Raw genomic sequence first — 17,958 nt, forward strand, 5'->3', positions numbered from 1 at the left:
GCGAGGCGCAATTTTCCTGGTGAGGCGGTCAATCCTTCGACGCAAGTCCGGTGCTGGTGTTGATGGGTCTGGGGTTGGTTTCGTACATGCGGGCGGCGACGGCGAGGGCGCAGGCGGCGCTGACGGCGGCGGCGGCCCAGACGGCGGCGTGCATGCCCATCAGGTCGGCGACGATGCCGCCGGCGATGGCGCCGACGGCGTAGCCGCTGTCGCGCCAGACCCGGTAGATCCCGACCGCGCGCCCGCGCCAGGCTGGGTGCGCGACGTCGCCGATCACGGCGAGCAGGGTGGGGTAAACCATGGCGGTCCCGGCTCCGAGCAGCACCGTCCCCGCGGCCCACCCGAGGAAGGCGTCCGAGGTGGCGATCAGGGCGAGGGCCGCAGCTTGGAGGGCCATGCCGGCGGTGATCAGGTGTTTGCGGCCGATGCGGTCGGACAGGGCGCCGGTGACCAATTGTCCGGCGCCCCACACACCGGGGTAGAGGGCGAACAGCAGCCCGATCTGGCCGGCGGGCAGGTCTGCGGTGGCGAACAGCAGCGGGAACAGACCCCAGGACAGGCCGAAGTTGAGGTTGTTGACCAGGCCGGCCTGACTCGCCGAGGACAGGGCGGGTTCGGTGAAACTCGTTGCCGCGGCGATCTGCCGGTCGGTCAGGCCCGCGTGCAGGTGATCGTGCGCACCGTCCGCGCGGGGGATGTGCTGGGCGGCCTCGAGGCGCGCGTGGTCGCGGGTTTCGTGGATGAACACCCCGGACAGCAGCAGCGCGAGGGCGGTGTAGGCGAGTCCGAGCAGGAACGGGGTGGGCCGTAGCCCGTACTGTTCGGCGAGGTAGCCGGCCAGCAGTGAGCTGACGGCCACGGCCCCGTAGCCGGCGGCCTCGTTCAGGCCCATGGCCAGGCCGCGGCGGGCGGGGCCGACCAGGTCGATCTTCATCACCACGGTGGTCGACCAGGTCAGGCCCTGGTTGATACCCAACAGCACGTTGGCGGCGACGATCCACCACCAGTTGGGGGCGGCGATGAGCATCAGCGGGACGGGGATGGCGAACAACCAGCCCACCAGCAGGACCGGTTTACGGCCGTAGCGGTCGGAGAAGGTGCCGGCGACGTAGTTGGCGGCGGCCTTGGTGATCCCGAACGCGGCCACATAGGTGAAGATGAACGTGTAACCGGTGAGGGCGAATTCGTCTGCGGCGAGCAGCGGCAGCACGGTCTGCTGCTGGCCGACCATGCCACCGACGAGGGCGTTGACGGCGACGAGCAGGCTGAACTGGGCAAGGTTGGCGCCCAGGCCGAGTCGGATCGGCCGAGGCGAGGTGGGGCTCATGTGCCGGTCTCGAGGGTGCGGCCGGTGGCGGCGGCCCAGTCGTCGGGTCCGCCCTCGAGCACCGTGAGGTTTCGGTGCCCGGCGCGTTCGAGCAGGCTCGCGGCGCCCATCGCGCGTTCGCCGTGCCCGCACATCACCACGGTCGGTTCTCGGGGCAGGTCGTCGACCTGGCCCGGGAGGGCGCCGAGTTCGATGTGGACGGCGCCGGGCAGGTGCCCGGCCAGGAATTCGGGGCGTTGACGGATGTCGAGGACCCGAACATTGCCGACTCCTTCGGCGCCGGTCAGCGCGGTGGCGGTCACCCCGAGTTCCGCGGCGGTCCAGGCGGCGAGGCCACCGTCGAGTTCGCCGATCAGGTTGTCGTATCCGATTTTCAAGCCCTGCCATACGATCTCGTTCACGTCCTGGTCGGGGTCGCGGACGATGATCAGGGGCCGGTCGGCCGGGGCGAGCCAGCCCAGCCAGCTCGCGAACACCGGCCGCAGCGGGATCGAGAGGGCGCCGGGGATGTGGGCGGCCGCGAAACGGGCCAGCGGGCGCACATCGATCAGGGCGGCACCTTCGCCCAGTCGGGCCCGGACGGTGTCGACGGTCAAGGCCGGCAGCACCGGATCCTGGTCGAGGAGTGGAGGACCGACCCGGTTGATCTCGCCGAGCCGGAGGAAGTACGGCGGATAGCTGCCCAACGATCCCAGCAATTGGTCGACGAAGCTGTCCTCGTCCCGGGCGGCGAGCAGCGGGTTGGTGGCACGCTCGCGGGCGATGGTGCTGGTGCGCTCGGCGCCGGGCGGGGCCGAGCAGAACGACCCAGCCCCGTGGGTCGGCCACACCGCGACCTCGTCGGGCAGCGCAGCGAGGCGCTGCAGCGAGGCGTACTGGGCGCGGGCGAGAACTTCGGTGCGATCCGGGCCGAGCAGATCGGTGCGGGCGGCCGAACCCACGATCAACGATCCGCCGGTGAACACCCCCACCTCCTTCTCACCGTCGAGGAGCAGGAACGACAGGTGCTCGTAGGTGTGCCCGGGCGTCATCAGCGCCCGCAACCGCAAACCGCCGAGGTCCACCTCGTCGCCGTCGCGCAACCCGGTATGCGGAAACTCCCGGTCCCCGGCCGCCGAGGCCAGCACCCGCGTCCCGCCGGTGGCGCCGAGTTGATGGGCGCCGGAAAGAAAGTCGGCGTGCAGGTGGGTGTCGGCGGCGAACGCGACGGTCAACCCGCGGCGGGCGGCCGCGGCATGCACCGCCCGCAGGTCCCGGCTGACGTCGACCACCAACGCCCGCCCGTCCCCCAGATCCACCAGATACGCGGAATTGCCGAGCCCCTCGTCGACGAGCGGCACCAGATCGATCCCGGCCATGGCCTTCTCCCTGCCTCGGCTTGAGGGCATTCCGGGCGGAACACCCGCTCCATGTTCTACACTATTCCAAAGATGATTGGAGAATGCTATGGGTGATCGGATCGCGAAGACGGAACTGTTCGACCAGTTCGCCCGGGTCGGCAAGGCCCTGGGCAGCGGCAAGCGGCTCGAACTGCTCGATCTGCTCGCCCAGGGCGAGCGCACCGTCGACGGGCTCGCCCGCGCGGCCGAGTTGGGTCTGACGACCGCGTCCGCGCATCTGCAGACCCTCAAGCAGGCCAATCTGGTCGCCACCCGCCGCGAGGGCACGAAGGTGTTCTACCGGCTCGCGGGTGCGGATGTGGCGCAGCTGTTCGCGCTGGTCCGCACGGTCGCCAACGACCACCTGCCCGATGTCGAGGCCGCCCGCACCGCCTACCTGGGTCCGGCCACCGATCAGGTCAGCCGGGACCAGCTGCTCGAGCGGGCCCGGTCCGGGAAGGTGACGGTCCTCGACGTGCGTCCCCGCGAGGAATACCAGGCCGGGCACATCCCGGGCGCGGTGTCCATCCCGATCGACGAGCTCGCCGATCGTCTCGCGGACCTGCCCGAAGATCAGGAGATCGTCGCCTACTGCCGCGGCGCCTACTGCGTGTTCGCCCACGAGGCGGTCCGGCTCCTGACCGACCACGACCGGCCCGCAGCGCGCCTGGCCGACGGCATGCTCGAGTGGCGCCTGGCCGACCTGCCGGTCGCGACCTGAATGCCGCTTCTTCCGGCGATCGTCAGTCGAGGGTGAGCTGCCGCCGGTGGAAGTCGAAATGCTGTGCGGGGTAGCGGTAGAGGTCCTCCAGGGTCATGTAGTCCGCGAAGAACGGATCCCACCTGTCAGGGAAGTGCATGCCGCGCTGCAGCTCGCTCTCGGCCTCCGCCGCCAGACTCCGCAGGAGTGAATCGATGACCTTGTCGCATTGCCGCACCATGCGGTGACGGTTGAATACCCGGGCCGCCTGGCACGTTCCCCGATAGTTGACCTCGTCGAACAATCGCGTCGAGGCGTTCTGGGCGGCGGCGAAGCGGCGACTGACGCCGTCCGGTAGCCAGCCGAGGATCCGGACCAGGATCAGCAGACGGCGCACCACCATGTAGCCGAACACCATGTGAAACAGCAGTTGCTCGTTCGTCCAGCGGGTGCCCTCGGAGGGCCGGTCGAAGCCCTCGGAGCTCGCGCCGCCGACCAATCGATGAAAGTCGGCCCGAACCCGCTCGAATTCTCCGGCGATCTCCCGTCGGTCTACACGCTTTGACCTCGACATCACTGCCCTCGCCTCAGCATCCTCGGGTACGGACCATCTTCCTCCGGCCTCAGCGCCATTGCGATCGACTGCCCAGGTCGCAGCGTCAGCAGATGCTCGAAGCTCTTGATGAGGGATCTTTGAATTTATAGTTCGGCATTCCAGCGCGATCAGCGCCGCCGCCGGGTGGGCCCACGACGCGGTCGCCGACATACATCAGAGCGGGGCCGCGACCCTCGCCATGGCCGTGCTGGTCGGGGGTGCTGCCCGGTGTCATTGGCGTCGGTGCTCGGCGCACAAGGATTCCGGAGGGGCCGTGATGCGGACTCATCCATCCGGGTCGAGGCCATGCGGGCGTGGGGATCTCGGCGATCCGTCGTACCCCGGTCACTGCGTGCGCACGGATACCTACGGGGTGCTGGTGATGTCGGTGTCCTTCGCGTTGTCGTACTCGTCGTTGATCAGCACGGTGGTGCGGTCGGGGCGGTCGATCATCGAGGCGGCGATGGAGGATCGGTAGCCGGAGGCGCAGTGCACCCAGATTTCCCCGTCGGGGAGGGTGCCCTGTCGGTCGGCGAGTTCGTGGAGCGGGATGTTGATCGCCCCGTCGATGTGGCTGCTGTCGTATTCGTTGCGTTGGCGTACATCGAGGACGGTGATGTCGTGCTCGGGAAGTCTCTCCGCGAGGGCGGGGAAGTCGGCGACCCGGTAGGACCGCAGTTCGGTGCCGGCGACGAGGGTGTGGATTTCGCCGACCGCGGCGCCGGCGAGGTCATCGATGCCGATGCGGACCAGTTCGCGGCGGGCGTCGGCGACCTGATCTTCGTTTTCGCCGATCAGGGTCAGCGGTGCACCCCACTGGTAGAGCCAGCCGAGGTAGGTGACAAAGGAGTCCGACAATTCGAAGCCGAGGGTGCCGCCGAGGTGGCCGGCGGCGAAGGCGGTGCGCTCCCGCAGGTCCACCACCCATTCCCCGGCCGCGATGCGGCGGCGGAGCTCGTCCGGGTCGACCAGTTTGGGCAGTGACAAATCGACCGGGGCCGGTCCTTGGGTGTTGATCACGCCCATGTGCGCGTAGTAGGCCGGGTAGTCGCCCAGGCCAGCGATCAGTTCCTCGACGTAGCTTTGCTCGTCCTGGGTCAGGGCAGGGTTGGTGGTGTGTTGTTCGCCGACGGTGGAGGAGTCCCCGCTCGCGGGGGTGGCGGCGCAGAAGCTACCGAATCCGTGGGTGGGGTAGATCTTGGTGTCGGCGGGGAGCTCGTCGGCCAGGCGCCGCACCGAGTGGTACTGGGCGTGGGTCAGTTCCCGGGTGTGATCGTTGCCGAGGAGGTCGGTGCGGCCGGTGGTGCCGAAGAGCATCGATCCACCGGTGAAGACTCCGCGGATGCCGCCGGTGGTCTCCCGCAGCACGTAGCTGACGTGGTGGTGGGTGTGGCCGGGGGTGTGCATGACCTGCAATTGGATCGGGCCCGCGTCGATGAGGTCGCCGTCGGATACGGCGCATCGCTGGTAGTCGACGTCGTCGCCGGTGGGGACGACGTACTCGGCCCCGGTGGTGCGGGCCAGTTCGAGGCCGCCGGTGACGTAGTCGTTGTGGATGTGGGTCTCGAGGACATGGGTGATCCGCACATCCCGGTCGCGGGCGAGGGCCAGCACCCGGTCGATGTCGCGTTGCGGGTCGACGACTACGCCGACAGCGCCGTCGCTGACCAGGTAGCTGCGATCGCCCAAGCTCGAGGTCTCGATGATCGACACGTCCATGACTCGTACCTTCCTCACATATTCTCTGGTGTTCGCATACCCGGGAGGGCATAGGTGAAACGGTGTGGTGCCGGCCGCCCGCGGCATCAGCGCAGCAAGATCGTGTCCACCAGCACGTACGCGGCGACGGCGAAAACGAGATAGGCGAACCACCGCTGCAACTTGTCGGTGTCGACCTTGGTGCCGAAATGACCGGCGATCAGTGACCCGGCGATCGCGGTGCCCGCGAACGCGGCGGTGATCGCCCAGTCGATGCTCGCACCGTTCAGGTGCGAGACCAGACCGGCCGCCGAGTTCGCGACGATGATGACCAGCGAGGTACCGACCGCGACCGACATATCCAGACCGAGCATCAGCACCAGGGCTGGGATGATCAGAAACCCGCCGCCGACACCGAACAGGCCGGTCAAAAAGCCCACCGCGACCCCGGCGGGGATGGATCGGGGGGCGCAGCGGCGCCAGTCGATCCCCGAGTCCCCGACCTCGCAGGCGGTGCCGGTGTCACCACGATCCATCAGCATCCGGATCCCGGCGAGAACCATCACGGCGGCGAAACCGACCATCACCACCGATTGCGGCAGCAGTCGCCCGACCGCGCTGCCGGCGAAGGTCGCGGGAATACCGCAGGCGGCGAAGACGCCAGCCATGCGCCAATTCACTTGGTGCTCGCGAATTTTCGGGACGGCTCCGACGAGGGATGCGACACCGATCACCAGCAGGGAGATCGGAATAGCCTGGTCGAGGTCGAGGTCGAGACCGAGGCCGAGGACCAAGGCGGGGACGGCCAGGATCGACCCGCCGCCGCCGAGGAGTCCGAGCAGGACGCCGATGATCGCTCCGAGGGCGAGCGCGACGGTCAGAGTCACCGATCCTCCTTTCCGTCAACGGCAATGGGCAGGTGCGGTGTCAGTCCTTCGATGCGCCCGCGCCCAAGGAGTCGATGGCGGCCTGCAATGCGGCGGTGGCGTCGTCGGCGACCGCCCCGAGCCCGGGTTGGTCGGCGACCTGAACCATCACCTGCGGGTTCATCGCATCGACCAGCACCGCACCCGGATTAGCCGGGTCGGCGCGGACGACGACGTTGCACGGCAGCAGCAGCCCGATCTGCCGGTCCACGGTGACCGCGCGATGCGCGAGCGGCGGATTGCAGGCACCGAGGATCAGATAGTCCTCCATGTCCTTACCGAGTTTCGCCTTCAGGGTGGCCTTCATATCGATCTCGGTGAGGACCCCGAAGCCTTGGTCCGCCAGGGCTTTGCGGGTGCGGTCCACCGCGTCGGCGAACGAGGTGTGCAGGGTGGTCGACAGTGCGAGCGTCATGAGCGTGTGCTGCCTTTTCTCGGAGAATATGGGATGGGATCGGCCGGTCACCTGCCCCGGTCATCGTCCCGATGGGGCGGGAGACGCCGCGACGAGGCGCGGTACGCCGAGGCGGTGCAGCAGCAGACTCGCCGGGCACCACCCCACCGCGCCGAACAGCAAAAGGTTGGCCCCGACGAACCCGGTGAGCAGCAGCCACCACAACGAAAAAGCCAGGGTGAGTGCGAGGCTCGCGAGCACCATCGTTCCGGCCAGCAACGGGACCACCCGCTCGATCGTCCAGCCGCGGGCGGGGAGAGCGTCGGTCATGGTCACCTTTCGTCGACGTCGAACGGAGGTCGGGGTGAAAGTGGCTCAGGCGAGGGCGAGGAAGAGTTTCTCGAGTTCGGCCTCGGTCATCGGCTCCTTGCCCTTCTCGGCCGCCTCGCCGGTGAGGCATTCGCGTAGGCCGGTGGCGACGATCTTGAACCCGGCCTTGTCCAGGGCGCGGGAGACCGCGGCGAGTTGGGTGACGACGTCCTTGCAGTCGCGGCCCTGCTCGATCATCGAGATCACCCCGGCGAGTTGGCCGTGGGCGCGGCGGAGCCGGTTGAGTACCAATGCGATGCTGTCTTCGTCGCCGACCATGGCGGTTTCCTTTCCTAGACCTCTCCCCACTGTACCCCCCGGGGTATCGGTGCGGGGTGGGTAAGGGGCGCGCCGACCCACCTCCGCACCGGCCTCAGTGGGAGAAGTTGATCTTCGGCAGCACCTTGCGTAGCCAGGCTGGTGACCACCAGGCGGCGTGCCCGGTCAGCCGCAGCAGTACTGGCAGCAGGATCAGCCGGATCAGCACCGCGTCGAGGAGCACTGCGACACCGAGGATGATGCCCATCTCCTTCGGGGGCAGGGGGTCGGCGAGGGCGAAGGTGAAGAACACGGCGACCATGACCGCGGCGGCGGCGAAGATCACCCGCCCCGAATGGGCCAGACCGTCGACGTGCGCGACCTTCGGATCGCCGGAGCGTTCGTAGTGTTCCTTCGCGGTGGCCAGCAGGAAGACGGTGTAGTCCATGGCGATCGCGAAGATCATCGCGAAGAAGAACACCGGCCCCCATCCGTCGAGGAAGCCCTGCGGGGTGAAGCCGAGCAGGCTCGCGCCGCGCCCGTCCTGGAAGATCAGTTTCGCGACCCCGAACGCGGCGGCGGTCGAGAGCAGGCTGACCACGGTGCCGAGGATCGCGATCAGGGGTGCCTGCAGCGCCACCAGTAGCAGCAGGAACCCCAGGATCAGGATGGTCCCGACGATCAGCGGCAGGTAGTCGTTGAGGGCCTGCTGCAGGTCCAGGTTCTCCGCCGGTGCGCCGCCGACCAGGGCGCCTTGGGGCAGGTCGGTGCGCAGGGTGTCGAGGATGGTGCCCATCTGGTTGTCGGAGGGATCGACGGTCGGCATGGCCTGCAGCATGACGTAATTGCTGCCGTCGGGGGCAGGCTGGGGCGGGGTGACCATCGCGATACCGTCCGTGGCCGCGGCCGCTGCGGCGGCCTGCGCGCCCTCCGCGGCGGGGGTGATGATCTGCAGCATGCCCGGCGCGCCCTCGCCCATCTGGGCCTGGACGAGTTCGTAGCCCTGCCGGACTGGGGCGTCGGTGGGCACCACTTCGATCGAGGGCATCGCGACCTTCAGTCCGAGGATCGGAATCGACAGCGCGATCAGCACCAGCAGGGATCCGATCGCGAACGGCCACGGGTGGCGGTGCAGTAGTTCGCCCCAGGCGGCGAACCGCGGCGAACGGTGCTGCTGCTTCTTCGCGTAGGGCAGGGAGCCGGCGTTGACCTTGCCGCCCAGCTTGCCCAGGACGGCGGGCAGAAGCGTCATCGACGCCAGCAGCACGAAGAACACCGCGAGCATGATGCCGACGGCCATCGTCCGGACCGCCGGCGCGGGCACCAGCAACACCGCGGACAGACTCACCAGCACGGTCAGCCCCGACAGGGCCACCGCCTTGCCCGCGGTGTCCATGGTTTCGGCCACCGCGGCACGCGGCGACGTGGCGTGACGGATCGCATCGCGGAAGCGGGCGACGATGAACAGGGCGTAATCAATTCCGAGGGCAAGTGCGAACATCATCGCGAAGTTCATCGCCCACACCGAGATCGGCGTGACCTGGTTGAGCAGGACCAGGCCGCCCGCCGAGGCGACGAGCCCGGCCAGGGTCAACAGCAGCGGTAGCCCGGCGGCGACGAGTGACCCGAACGCGAGCACCATGATCGCCAATGTCACCGGCCAGGAGAACAATTCCGCCTGAATCATCGCGTCGTGGTTCGCCTTGTTGAAGTCGCTCCACAGTGCGGATGCGCCGGTCGGGTACACCTCGATTCCGTCGCCGGAGAGGGCGGTCAGTTCCGCTTTGCGTTCGTCGACGGCCTTGACCATGTCGTCGGTGCTCGCGTTCGCGCCCGCAATGAGGATGCCGGTGTGCCCGTCCGGGCTGATCGACATCCCCGGCTGCGGTGCGATCACCGCACCGAACCGGGCGTCGCCCGCGAAAACGGTGCCGACGTCGGTGAGGGTCTGCTGCATCGGCGGGCTGTCGACGGTGAGGGTGTCCGAGTGCACGACCACCTGCACCGCGGCCGAGGAATTACCCCCGAAATGCTGCTCCGCGAGCTCACGAACCTGCACCGACTCCGATCCATTGGCCTGCCACCCGGCACCGGCCAGCGAGCTGAACACCGACGGCGCGGCGGCACCGAGGGCGACCAGCAGGATCAGCCAGATGCCGAACACCCATTTCGCGTGCCCGGCCATGACCGCGCCCATGCGGCCGAGCACACCGCCGTCGGTGATCGGCTCGACCGTCGGGGCGTCGCCGCCCAATGCCGTACTGCGGGTCATACAAGTCCTCCTCGAGGTGATGGCAAAGCGCTGGCAGCGCGTATCGGCGAGGTCGGGCGTGAGGGTCCGCTCACGATCGGTCTCCGGTGTCGAGCGGCCGGCCCAGGGCGGCCCAGCCCGAGGTGCCCCCAGCGACCGAGACCGCACCGCGGCCGGCGGCCTCGACGATGCGGGTCCCCTCCCGGCTGCGGTTACCGGACGCACAAATTACGTAGACGACCTCCCCCGCGGGAATCTCCACGGTGTGAGCGGCTAGTTGCCCAAGCGGCATCAACAGCGCACCAGGTACGTGCCCGTCGACGTACTCCCACCGCTCGCGCACATCCACGACGGGAACTCCGTCGGCCCAGCGCACGGCGAATTCACCGAGGTCTACCTCACACATATCAAACTCCTTTATACCCTCGGGGGTATCTGCGGGAACTCGCTCACTGTACCCCAGGGGGTATGTCGGTACGCAAGTGTGCCGATTGCCCGCGACGTGAGCGAGCAAAGGGCCGAGGAGGATCCGCGCCAGTTCGGGCAGTGCCGTCATTGGAACCTGGCGCAGCCATGCGTCGCTTTCGCCCGGCGGCGGTGCGGGCCTCACGGCTGGCGGACCTGCGCGCGCTGGTTGCTCGGTAACCCGCAGGGGCGCATGAAATAGACCGCCTCGCCGCGGTTGTCACCGCCGGGCGGACGGGGCCGCTCGCCGACGGGAATCCGCACCGCGCCAAAACGCATGCGCGGCGAGGAGCAGGACGCGGCAGTGCGGCTGGCGCGCATCGGCTCGGACGATACGATCGGCTACCTCACCGTCGGCCGCGATGGACTCTTTCCCGCCGAGCTGGCTGATCTCGTGCAGGTGGCGCGCCGCAGCACCGTCGACGAGCTCGACGCTCTGCTCACCGCCGATGCGGTGACCCTGGTCGACATCCGCAATCCGGGCGAGCGGGAGTTCGGGACGATACAGGGGGCGGTGTCGATTCCGCTGGCGCAGTTGCACACCCGGCTCGAGCAGATACCCACCGGCAAGCCGATGGTGGTGCACTGCGCCGGCGGCCGGCGGTCGAGTGTGGCCGCCTCGCTGCTGCGGGCGCAGGGCTTCGAGACCGTGTCCGACCTGCTCGGCGGCTACAACGCCTGGGCCGAGGCGCACGTCCCCGCCTGATCAGGCCATACGCAGTCCCGATCGACGAAGGCGCCCAACCGATGGCAAACGAAAAATCTCACCCTCGTGGACTTCGAGTCCACGATCGCCGACAGCGACATCGTGCTTGTCGACTTCTGGGCCTCCTGGTGCGGACCCTGCCGCGCCTTCGCCCCGGTGTTCGAGAAGTCCTCGGCCACGCATCCAGATATCGTGCACGCGAAGGTCGACACCGATGCCGAGCAGCAACTCGCCGCCATGGCGAACATCCGGTCGATCCCCACCATCATGGCCTTTCGCGAAAGCGTGCTCGTCTACTCCCGACCCGGGGTGCTGCCCGCACGCGCCCTCGCCGACCTGATCGGCCAGGTGAAGGCCCTCGACATGGCTCGGGTGCACGCGACGGTCGCCGAACGACGCGCAATCGCCGGCGCCTGACCTGAACCGTTCACCCGAACCCCGCACTCGTACCCAGGAGGATCCCCATGTGTTACCCCATCACCTGCCCGAACTGCGGCAACACAGGCTGGGGCGGTTGCGGCCGACACATCGACACCGTCATGAGCTCCGTGCCCACCGCCGATCGCTGCACCTGCCGTCAGGACACCACCCCGGTCCAGGACCAGCGTCGCACCCTGCGTTCATTCTTCCGCCGCTGACCGCCGGCCGAACGGTCGGCTGCGTGAGTCGCGGCAGAGGTTGTCGGTCTCGATGCTCAGCACGTGAAACGCGCGAGCGAACGTACCTCGCAGCCCGTAAAGAACCGGCGATATCTTGACCACCATCGAATTCGGCGCTCGCCTTGGCGAGGTCCGGGGCCCGCTGAAAGCCGTAGGGCACCTTTAGAACCAGTGACGGCGGCCACCGACGGCGGCCGGGTGGCCCCGAGCAGCGCGAGGATGACTCCGATGACCAACAGGATGATCCCGATGGTCCAGAGGATTGAGATGCCCGCCACGAATCCGATCACGAGCAGAATCAGTCCGAGAATGATCACGATGAACCGCTTCTCGGGGCGTGTGCGCCCTTCATCCGCGGTTACCCCCTCGTCCTAGTCGGAAAACAGATAGTCGACAGCGAGATGCGCAGGGTTGGCCGTGAGCAGGGGCACCCATGCGCGGCAGGCGTCACTCATGGTGTGTGCGGGTGACTGCTGCAAGAAACGCACGATCTTCTGCGGGCTCCGGGTACGCGGAGGGGCCGGTCGGGTTTCGTAATGGTCCCGGCCACAAGTCGGCGGAGGCGATCGATTTCGCTTGTTTTCGTCGAGTTCTCCACCTGGGTTCTTCCTCGACGCGGCGCAGTTGTGCCCCGCAACTGTCACGGGCGCGGAAGTGCTGGTGATACTCGATCCTTGTCGGAAGACCGCAAACACGATCTACCCCACACCATTCCCCACGATTCCCGTGTCATCGCCTGCTCCGACAACGGTCACGTGAGTACTAGCCGATCCGGCAACAGTCTTTTATGCCGCCTTGTCGGGGTGATCGGAAGGCTGCGTCCGCGGGGGCACGGGAACGCGCTCCCCGCCACGTAGGGGGCTATTGGGCGGCCACCTCGGCTTTCAGCGTTCTTTCAGCTTGCGTGTGTGACGATCTGGCAAAGTAACCATCAACAACCGAACAGCGACAGCGGTTTCGTCCCGCGCGCCATGCACGGCATTGCTTCGGCATGGTGATCCGAGCTGTGACAGCTGAACGCGCACTTCGATCAGATTTGGATCGCTGCGCTGACGGGCGGCTGGGAGGAAGGGGCGTTGGTGATCATTCGTTTTCCGGGTGTGTTTCGGCCCCAGCATGATTCGCGGCTTCTTTTGGAATCGCTCGGCGACGAGCAGGTGCATGCGGGTACGCGGATTCTGGATTTGTGTGCGGGCACTGGGGTGGTCAGCGTGTGGGCGACTCGGTCCGGTGCGCGCAGCGTGACCGCGGTCGACGTGTCGCGTCGGGCGTTGGTCAGTACCTGGCTCAATGCGGGGGTTCGCGGGCACCGTGTGCGGGTTGTTCGCGGTGATCTGGTGTCACGAGTACGTCACCGGCGGTTCGACTTGATCGTAGCGAACCCACCCTATGTTCCTGCCGAGCACGATGGGCTGCCGGCGAGGGGTCGTGCGCGGTGCTGGGACGCCGGGCACGAGGGGCGGGCGTTGTTGGACCGGATCTGCGGCGATGCCCCGGACCTCCTCGACGAGGGGGGACGGCTGATGCTCGTGCAATCGACGCTGAGCGGCACGGAGAAAACGCGATTAATGCTGGGGGAACGCCGCTTACACGTTGAGGAAGCACGCCGTGTCCGCGTCCCGTTCGGGCCGGTGCTGCAAGCACGACGTGAGCTTCTCGTTGATCGCGGGTTGATCGGGCCACAGCAGTGCACCGAGGAACTCGTAGTGTTCCGGGCGGTCAAATGAGCACCCAGCTGACGCGGTCGGGCGTGCGCGCCGCGTGGGATCGAGGTCACCGATGACACCCTCGGGGTCGTCCGGCCGGTTGGTGCCACTGACCGCGGCGCAGCAGGCGATCTGGCTTGCCCAGCAGCTGACGCCCGACGTGCCCTACGTCATCGCCCAGTACGTGGATCTGACCGGGCCCATTGAGGTGGAGAAGCTGTGCGAGGCGCACACGCGGGCGATGGACGAACTGGGCGCGGAGGTCGTGCTGGCCGACGTCGACGGACAACCATATCAACGTGAGAGGACTCGATCGGCAGGTCAAGTCCTGGTTTTGGACTTCCGCGCCGAACGCGACCCGGCCGAGTTCGCGCGGGAGTGGATGCGACGTGACTGCACGGTCCCACTCGCGATGGACGACGACTCGCTGATCTTCTCGCGTGTTCTGCGGGTCGGTGACGATCGTGTGTTCTGGTATTCGCGTGCCCACCACCTCGCGTTGGATGGATATGCGGCGATGCTGCTGATGCAACGGACCGCGCAGTGGTACGTCGCGGCACTCGGCGGCGGCGAGCCGGATCCGCACCGGGTGGTGGGGCCCGAGCAGTTGAGCCGAGCGGATCGGGACTATCGATCGTCCCCGCGGTTCGATGCCGACCGTAAATACTGGGCCAGGCTCGCCCCCGATCTGCCACCGGTGGTCAGCCTTGCCGGGCGGAGCGCTGCGCCGCGGCCGGCCGTCCGGGTCACCGGCCGCCCCACGGTGGTGTCTTCCACACCGATGCCCGGGGGCCGGTCCGTCCTCGATCGCACCGCTGTCCTCGTCGCGGCCTTCGCCGCCTATTTGGCACGGATGACTGACGTCGACGACGTCATGGTGTCCCTTCCGGTGACGGCCCGCACCACCGGATCGTTGCGGGCGGCGGCGGGTTCGGTCTCGAATGTGGTGCCCCTGGCACTGCCGGGGATCGGGGCCACGACCGTCGAGGAAGCGATCGGAATCGCGCGGGCGGCACTGATCGCGGCACTGCGCCACCAGCGGTATCGGCGCGAAGACATCGGCCGTGAGCGCGGCACGGCCGCTGGTGAGCTCACCTCGTTCGGCCCCGTGCTGAATCTGATGCTGTTCGAACCGGACATCAGCCTCGGTGCGGTCACCGGTCGGGTGCACGTTCTCACGACCGGTCCGACCGCGGATCTGGCGGTGAACATCTACCCGGGCACCACGGATCTGATGCCGCGGATCGACTTCGAAGCCAACCCCGCCCTCTACAGCGAGAGGGCACTGAGCAGCCACCACCGCCGGTTCATCCATTTCCTGCAGACGTTCCTGGCCGAAATCGGCGAGGACTGCGCCGTCGCCGACCTGGAGTTGTTCCTGCCCGGGGAACGCGAGGTCCTGACACCGGCGCGCGGCCCGGCCGATGCCGAACCGGCAACCCTCACACAGTTACTCACCACGGGTACCGGTGCATCCGGTGAGCGAATCGCGGTCCGCGACCGCGGACGATCCTTCTCCTACCGGGATCTCGACCGCCATTCGGCCGCGTTGGCCGGCACGCTGCTGGGCGCCGGCATCGGTCCGGAAGACCTCGTGGCGGTCGCTATCCCCGCTCGTACGAATCGGTGGTCGCCGTGTGGGCGGTCGCGGCCACCGGCGCCGCCTATGTCCCCATCGACCCGACGCATCCGCGCGCTCGCATCCAGTACATGCTCGACGACTGCAAACCTGTTGCCGGCCTGACGTCCTCCGACACCCGGAGCCAGCTGCCGGACACACTGCGATGGCTCACCGTCGACCTCGACGCCCTCGCCGTGCCGCCACCGCGCCCACCGCGCCCACCGCGCCCACCGCGCCCACCGCGCCCGGTGCGCCGGGAAAACGCCGCGTATGTGATCTACACGTCCGGGTCGACCGGTGCACCCAAGGGTGTCGCCGTCACCCACGACGGCCTGGCCAATCTCGCGCAGGAGATCAACGACCACTACGCCCTCTCTGCCCTCTCGCGCATCCTGCATTTCGCGTCTCCGAGCTTCGACACGGCTCTGGTCGAAGTCCTCGCTGCGGCCCTGGCCGGCGCCACCTTGGTGGTGTCCCCACCGGACGTCGTCGGCGGACAGGAACTGGCCGATCTCCTACGCTGCGAAGGTGTCACCCACGTGCTGTCGACACCGTCGGCACTGGCGACGGTGAATCCTGCAGGACTCGACGATGTGGAACTGGTCCTGGTCGGCGGTGAGGCGTGTCCACCGGAACTGGTGACGCGCTGGGCGCACCACCGGACGATGCGCAATGCCTACGGCCCGACCGAAACCACGTGCAGTGTCACGCTCAGCGCCCCGATGGCCCCGGATCGGCCGGTGACGATCGGGGGGCTGATGCGCGGCGTCGACGCGGTGGTGCTGGACCGGCGCCTGCGGCCGCTTCCCTCCGGCGCGGTCGGCGAACTGTATCTCGGCACCCCAGGGTTGGCCCGCGGTTACGCGCGCCGAGGAGGGATGACCGCCGGCCGGTTCGTCGCCAATCCGTTCGGGAAACCCGGCTCCCGCCTGTTCCGCACGGGTGATCTGGTCCGATGGACACCCGAGGCAACACTCGAGTACGTCGGCCGCAGCGACGACCAGGTCAAAGTCCGCGGGTTCCGGATCGAACTCGGCGAGATCGACACCGCCCTACGTGAGCACCCAGATGTCCGGTTCGCGACGACCGTGGTCCATAACAGGGCGGGGGATGCACTGCTGGTGTCGTATGTGCTGTTGCGGACGTCGTCGGCACTGACCCCGGCGATGCTGCGGACAGCGGTAGCCCAGCTGCTGCCGGACTACATGGTGCCCGCGGTGATCACCGTCTTGGACGACGTTCCGCTGACGCCGACGAAGAAGCTCGACCGGGCCGCCCTGCCGGCCCCCGACTTCGGCTCCGCCGCTCCCTCGGCCCGGCCGCCGCGCACACCCGATGAACACGCGGTGGCCGGGGTGCTCGCCCGGGTACTGTGCACCGACGTGGTGGACGCGGAATCGTCCTTCTTCGACCTCGGTGGGGATTCGCTCTCCGCCACCCGGGTGATCGCGGCACTCAACGCCGATTTCGGCACCCAGTTGGGTGCGCGCGATCTGTTCGAGTTCCCCACCGTCGCCGCCCTCTCGCAGCTTCTCGCCGAGGAACACCCGAAGTCGGGTGAACTCTCCTCGCTGCGCGCGTTCGCAACACAACCGCTGCCCCAGCGGGTTCCGCTGGCCCCAGCGCAGCAGTTCCTCGATCGCACCGCCACCCGCCCAGCCCTGTACAACCTTCCGTTCACCGTCACGATCCGCGGTGACCTCGACATCGTGGCGCTGCGCAGCGCCACCGCCGACGTGCTCGACCGGCACCACCCGCTCCGCACGATCTACCCAGATTCGGTGGACGGCCCCTGCCAGCAGGTCCTCGACGTCACCGACGCCGTCCCCGACCTCACGCCGATACACGTGAGCGCATCCGCCCTCCCGGCACACACCCGGCCTCTGCTGCACCGCGGCTTCGACGTTCGCAGCGAACCGCCGCTGCGGGCCACACTGTTCGCCACCGGGCCCGAGGAGCACCTGCTCGCGTGCGTGATCCACCACATCTCCGCCGACGGGTGGTCGCTGGCAGTCCTCGCCCGCGACCTGCTGACCGCGTACGCGGCCCGCGCTGCCGGCACCGCCCCGAGTTGGGCGCCGCTGCCGGTGCAATACGCGCACTACAGTCTCTGGCGGCACGACGCTCTCGGCGACGACGCTGATCCCGGCAGCCTCACGGCCCGTCAGATCGACTTCTGGAAGGCCGAACTGGCAGGGCTGCCCCAGGAACTGACGCTGCCGGTGGACCGACCCCGTCCACAACGGTGGACGTATGCGGCCGGCCGCCTGAGTTTCGCGGTCGACGAAGAAACCCACGCAGCACTGCTGACCATCGCCCATGCACGGCGAGCGACCCTGTTCACCGTGCTGCACTCAGCGCTGGCCCTGCTCCTCGCGGGCCTGTCCTCGCAGCGCACTATCGCGATCGGCATACCGACGGCCGGGCGCACCGACCTCGACCTCGACGAAGTCGTCGGCATGTTCGTCAACACTGTCGTTCTCCGATCGACGGTCGACCCAGGCACAACCGTTGCCGACCTTCTCGACCAGTCGCGCGCCACCGAGCTGAACGCGTTCGCGCACGCCGATGTCCAGTTCGAGCACCTCGTCGACGTGCTCGACCCGCCCCGGTCGCCGTCGCTGCACCCGTTCTTCCAGGTCGCGTTATCGCTGAACAACTTCACGGCCGCCACCCTCGACAGCGACGGACTGGAGTTCGAGATCGCACCGCAACCACTGGATATCGCCAAATGCGATCTGCACTTCCATTTCACCGACCACCACAGCGCAAAAGGCCACCCGGCCGGCATCGACTGTGAGCTGGTGTATTCGGCCGATCTCTTCGACCACGACACCGTCGCGGGATTCCTCCCCCTGCTGCGCACAATCCTCGCCGAAGCCATCGCATGAGATCCGACACCGC

Annotated in this window: 13 protein-coding genes and 4 pseudogenes; 5 read left to right on the forward strand and 12 right to left on the reverse strand. The window is 68.0% G+C overall.

Going from position 1 to position 17,958, the window contains the following annotated elements; translation table 11 throughout:
• Positions 1-28: 28 nt before the first annotated feature.
• Entirely contained in the window at positions 29-1,327 is a 1,299-nt protein-coding gene (locus tag HYG77_RS37845) for an MFS transporter (protein WP_208964465.1), read from the reverse strand.
• Entirely contained in the window at positions 1,324-2,685 is a 1,362-nt protein-coding gene (locus HYG77_RS37850) for an MBL fold metallo-hydrolase (protein ID WP_054248984.1), read from the reverse strand. The genes HYG77_RS37845 and HYG77_RS37850 overlap by 4 nt, the downstream gene beginning before the upstream one ends.
• Before the next feature lie 88 nt (positions 2,686-2,773).
• On the opposite strand from HYG77_RS37850, the gene HYG77_RS37855 reads away from it, so the two are divergent.
• Positions 2,774-3,427: a metalloregulator ArsR/SmtB family transcription factor gene (locus HYG77_RS37855; protein WP_208964466.1), complete on the forward strand. Its 654-nt coding sequence runs from the start codon at positions 2,774-2,776 to the stop codon at positions 3,425-3,427.
• A gap of 22 nt (positions 3,428-3,449) precedes the next feature.
• Here HYG77_RS37855 and HYG77_RS37860 read toward each other — a convergent pair whose 3' ends face one another.
• The 8 genes from HYG77_RS37860 to HYG77_RS37895 form a co-directional block, all read right to left on the reverse strand.
• Positions 3,450-3,980, reverse strand: a complete 531-nt coding sequence (locus HYG77_RS37860; protein ID WP_054248961.1) for a DinB family protein — start codon at positions 3,978-3,980, stop codon at positions 3,450-3,452.
• A gap of 387 nt (positions 3,981-4,367) precedes the next feature.
• Positions 4,368-5,720: an MBL fold metallo-hydrolase gene (locus HYG77_RS37865; RefSeq protein ID WP_054248962.1), complete on the reverse strand. Its 1,353-nt coding sequence runs from the start codon at positions 5,718-5,720 to the stop codon at positions 4,368-4,370.
• 86 nt (positions 5,721-5,806) lie between these two features.
• Positions 5,807-6,586 (reverse strand): sulfite exporter TauE/SafE family protein, encoded by a 780-nt coding sequence (locus tag HYG77_RS37870; RefSeq protein ID WP_208964467.1) that lies wholly within the window; start codon positions 6,584-6,586, stop codon positions 5,807-5,809.
• 40 nt (positions 6,587-6,626) lie between these two features.
• Positions 6,627-7,040, reverse strand: coding sequence for a DUF302 domain-containing protein (locus tag HYG77_RS37875; protein ID WP_208964468.1), 414 nt, complete (start codon positions 7,038-7,040; stop codon positions 6,627-6,629).
• Between the two features lie 60 nt (positions 7,041-7,100).
• Positions 7,101-7,349, reverse strand: coding sequence for a DUF2892 domain-containing protein (locus tag HYG77_RS37880; RefSeq protein WP_208964469.1), 249 nt, complete (start codon positions 7,347-7,349; stop codon positions 7,101-7,103).
• A 45-nt stretch (positions 7,350-7,394) separates the two neighbouring features.
• Positions 7,395-7,667, reverse strand: a complete 273-nt coding sequence (locus HYG77_RS37885) for a metal-sensitive transcriptional regulator (RefSeq protein ID WP_012686900.1) — start codon at positions 7,665-7,667, stop codon at positions 7,395-7,397.
• A 94-nt stretch (positions 7,668-7,761) separates the two neighbouring features.
• Positions 7,762-9,918, reverse strand: coding sequence for an MMPL family transporter (locus HYG77_RS37890; RefSeq protein WP_208964470.1), 2,157 nt, complete (start codon positions 9,916-9,918; stop codon positions 7,762-7,764).
• 70 nt (positions 9,919-9,988) lie between these two features.
• On the reverse strand, positions 9,989-10,303 hold the full coding sequence (locus HYG77_RS37895; RefSeq protein ID WP_208964471.1) for a rhodanese-like domain-containing protein: 315 nt from the start codon (positions 10,301-10,303) through the stop codon (positions 9,989-9,991).
• A gap of 342 nt (positions 10,304-10,645) precedes the next feature.
• On the opposite strand from HYG77_RS37895, the pseudogene HYG77_RS37900 reads away from it, so the two are divergent.
• A pseudogene (locus HYG77_RS37900) lies at positions 10,646-11,068 on the forward strand (rhodanese-like domain-containing protein); the annotation flags it as partial.
• Positions 11,069-11,116: 48 nt separating this feature from the next.
• Positions 11,117-11,485 (forward strand): annotated as a pseudogene (trxA, locus tag HYG77_RS37905) (thioredoxin); the annotation flags it as partial.
• Positions 11,486-11,889: 404 nt separating this feature from the next.
• Here trxA and HYG77_RS40435 read toward each other — a convergent pair.
• Both HYG77_RS40435 and HYG77_RS37910 read right to left on the reverse strand, forming a co-directional pair.
• Positions 11,890-12,044 (reverse strand): annotated as a pseudogene (locus HYG77_RS40435) (DUF6131 family protein).
• Positions 12,045-12,611: 567 nt separating this feature from the next.
• Positions 12,612-12,890 (reverse strand): hypothetical protein, encoded by a 279-nt coding sequence (locus HYG77_RS37910; protein ID WP_208964484.1) that lies wholly within the window; start codon positions 12,888-12,890, stop codon positions 12,612-12,614.
• Here HYG77_RS37910 and HYG77_RS37915 point away from each other — a divergent pair.
• Entirely contained in the window at positions 12,807-13,454 is a 648-nt protein-coding gene (locus HYG77_RS37915; protein WP_208964473.1) for a HemK2/MTQ2 family protein methyltransferase, read from the forward strand. The two genes, HYG77_RS37910 and HYG77_RS37915, sit on opposite strands and share 84 nt — an antisense overlap.
• 52 nt (positions 13,455-13,506) lie before the next feature.
• Positions 13,507-17,945, forward strand: a pseudogene (locus HYG77_RS37920) (amino acid adenylation domain-containing protein).
• Positions 17,946-17,958 lie beyond the last annotated feature (13 nt).

It is taken from the genome of Rhodococcus sp. ZPP, from assembly GCF_017656075.1.
In the GTDB taxonomy this organism is placed as follows: domain Bacteria; phylum Actinomycetota; class Actinomycetes; order Mycobacteriales; family Mycobacteriaceae; genus Rhodococcus_F; species Rhodococcus_F oxybenzonivorans.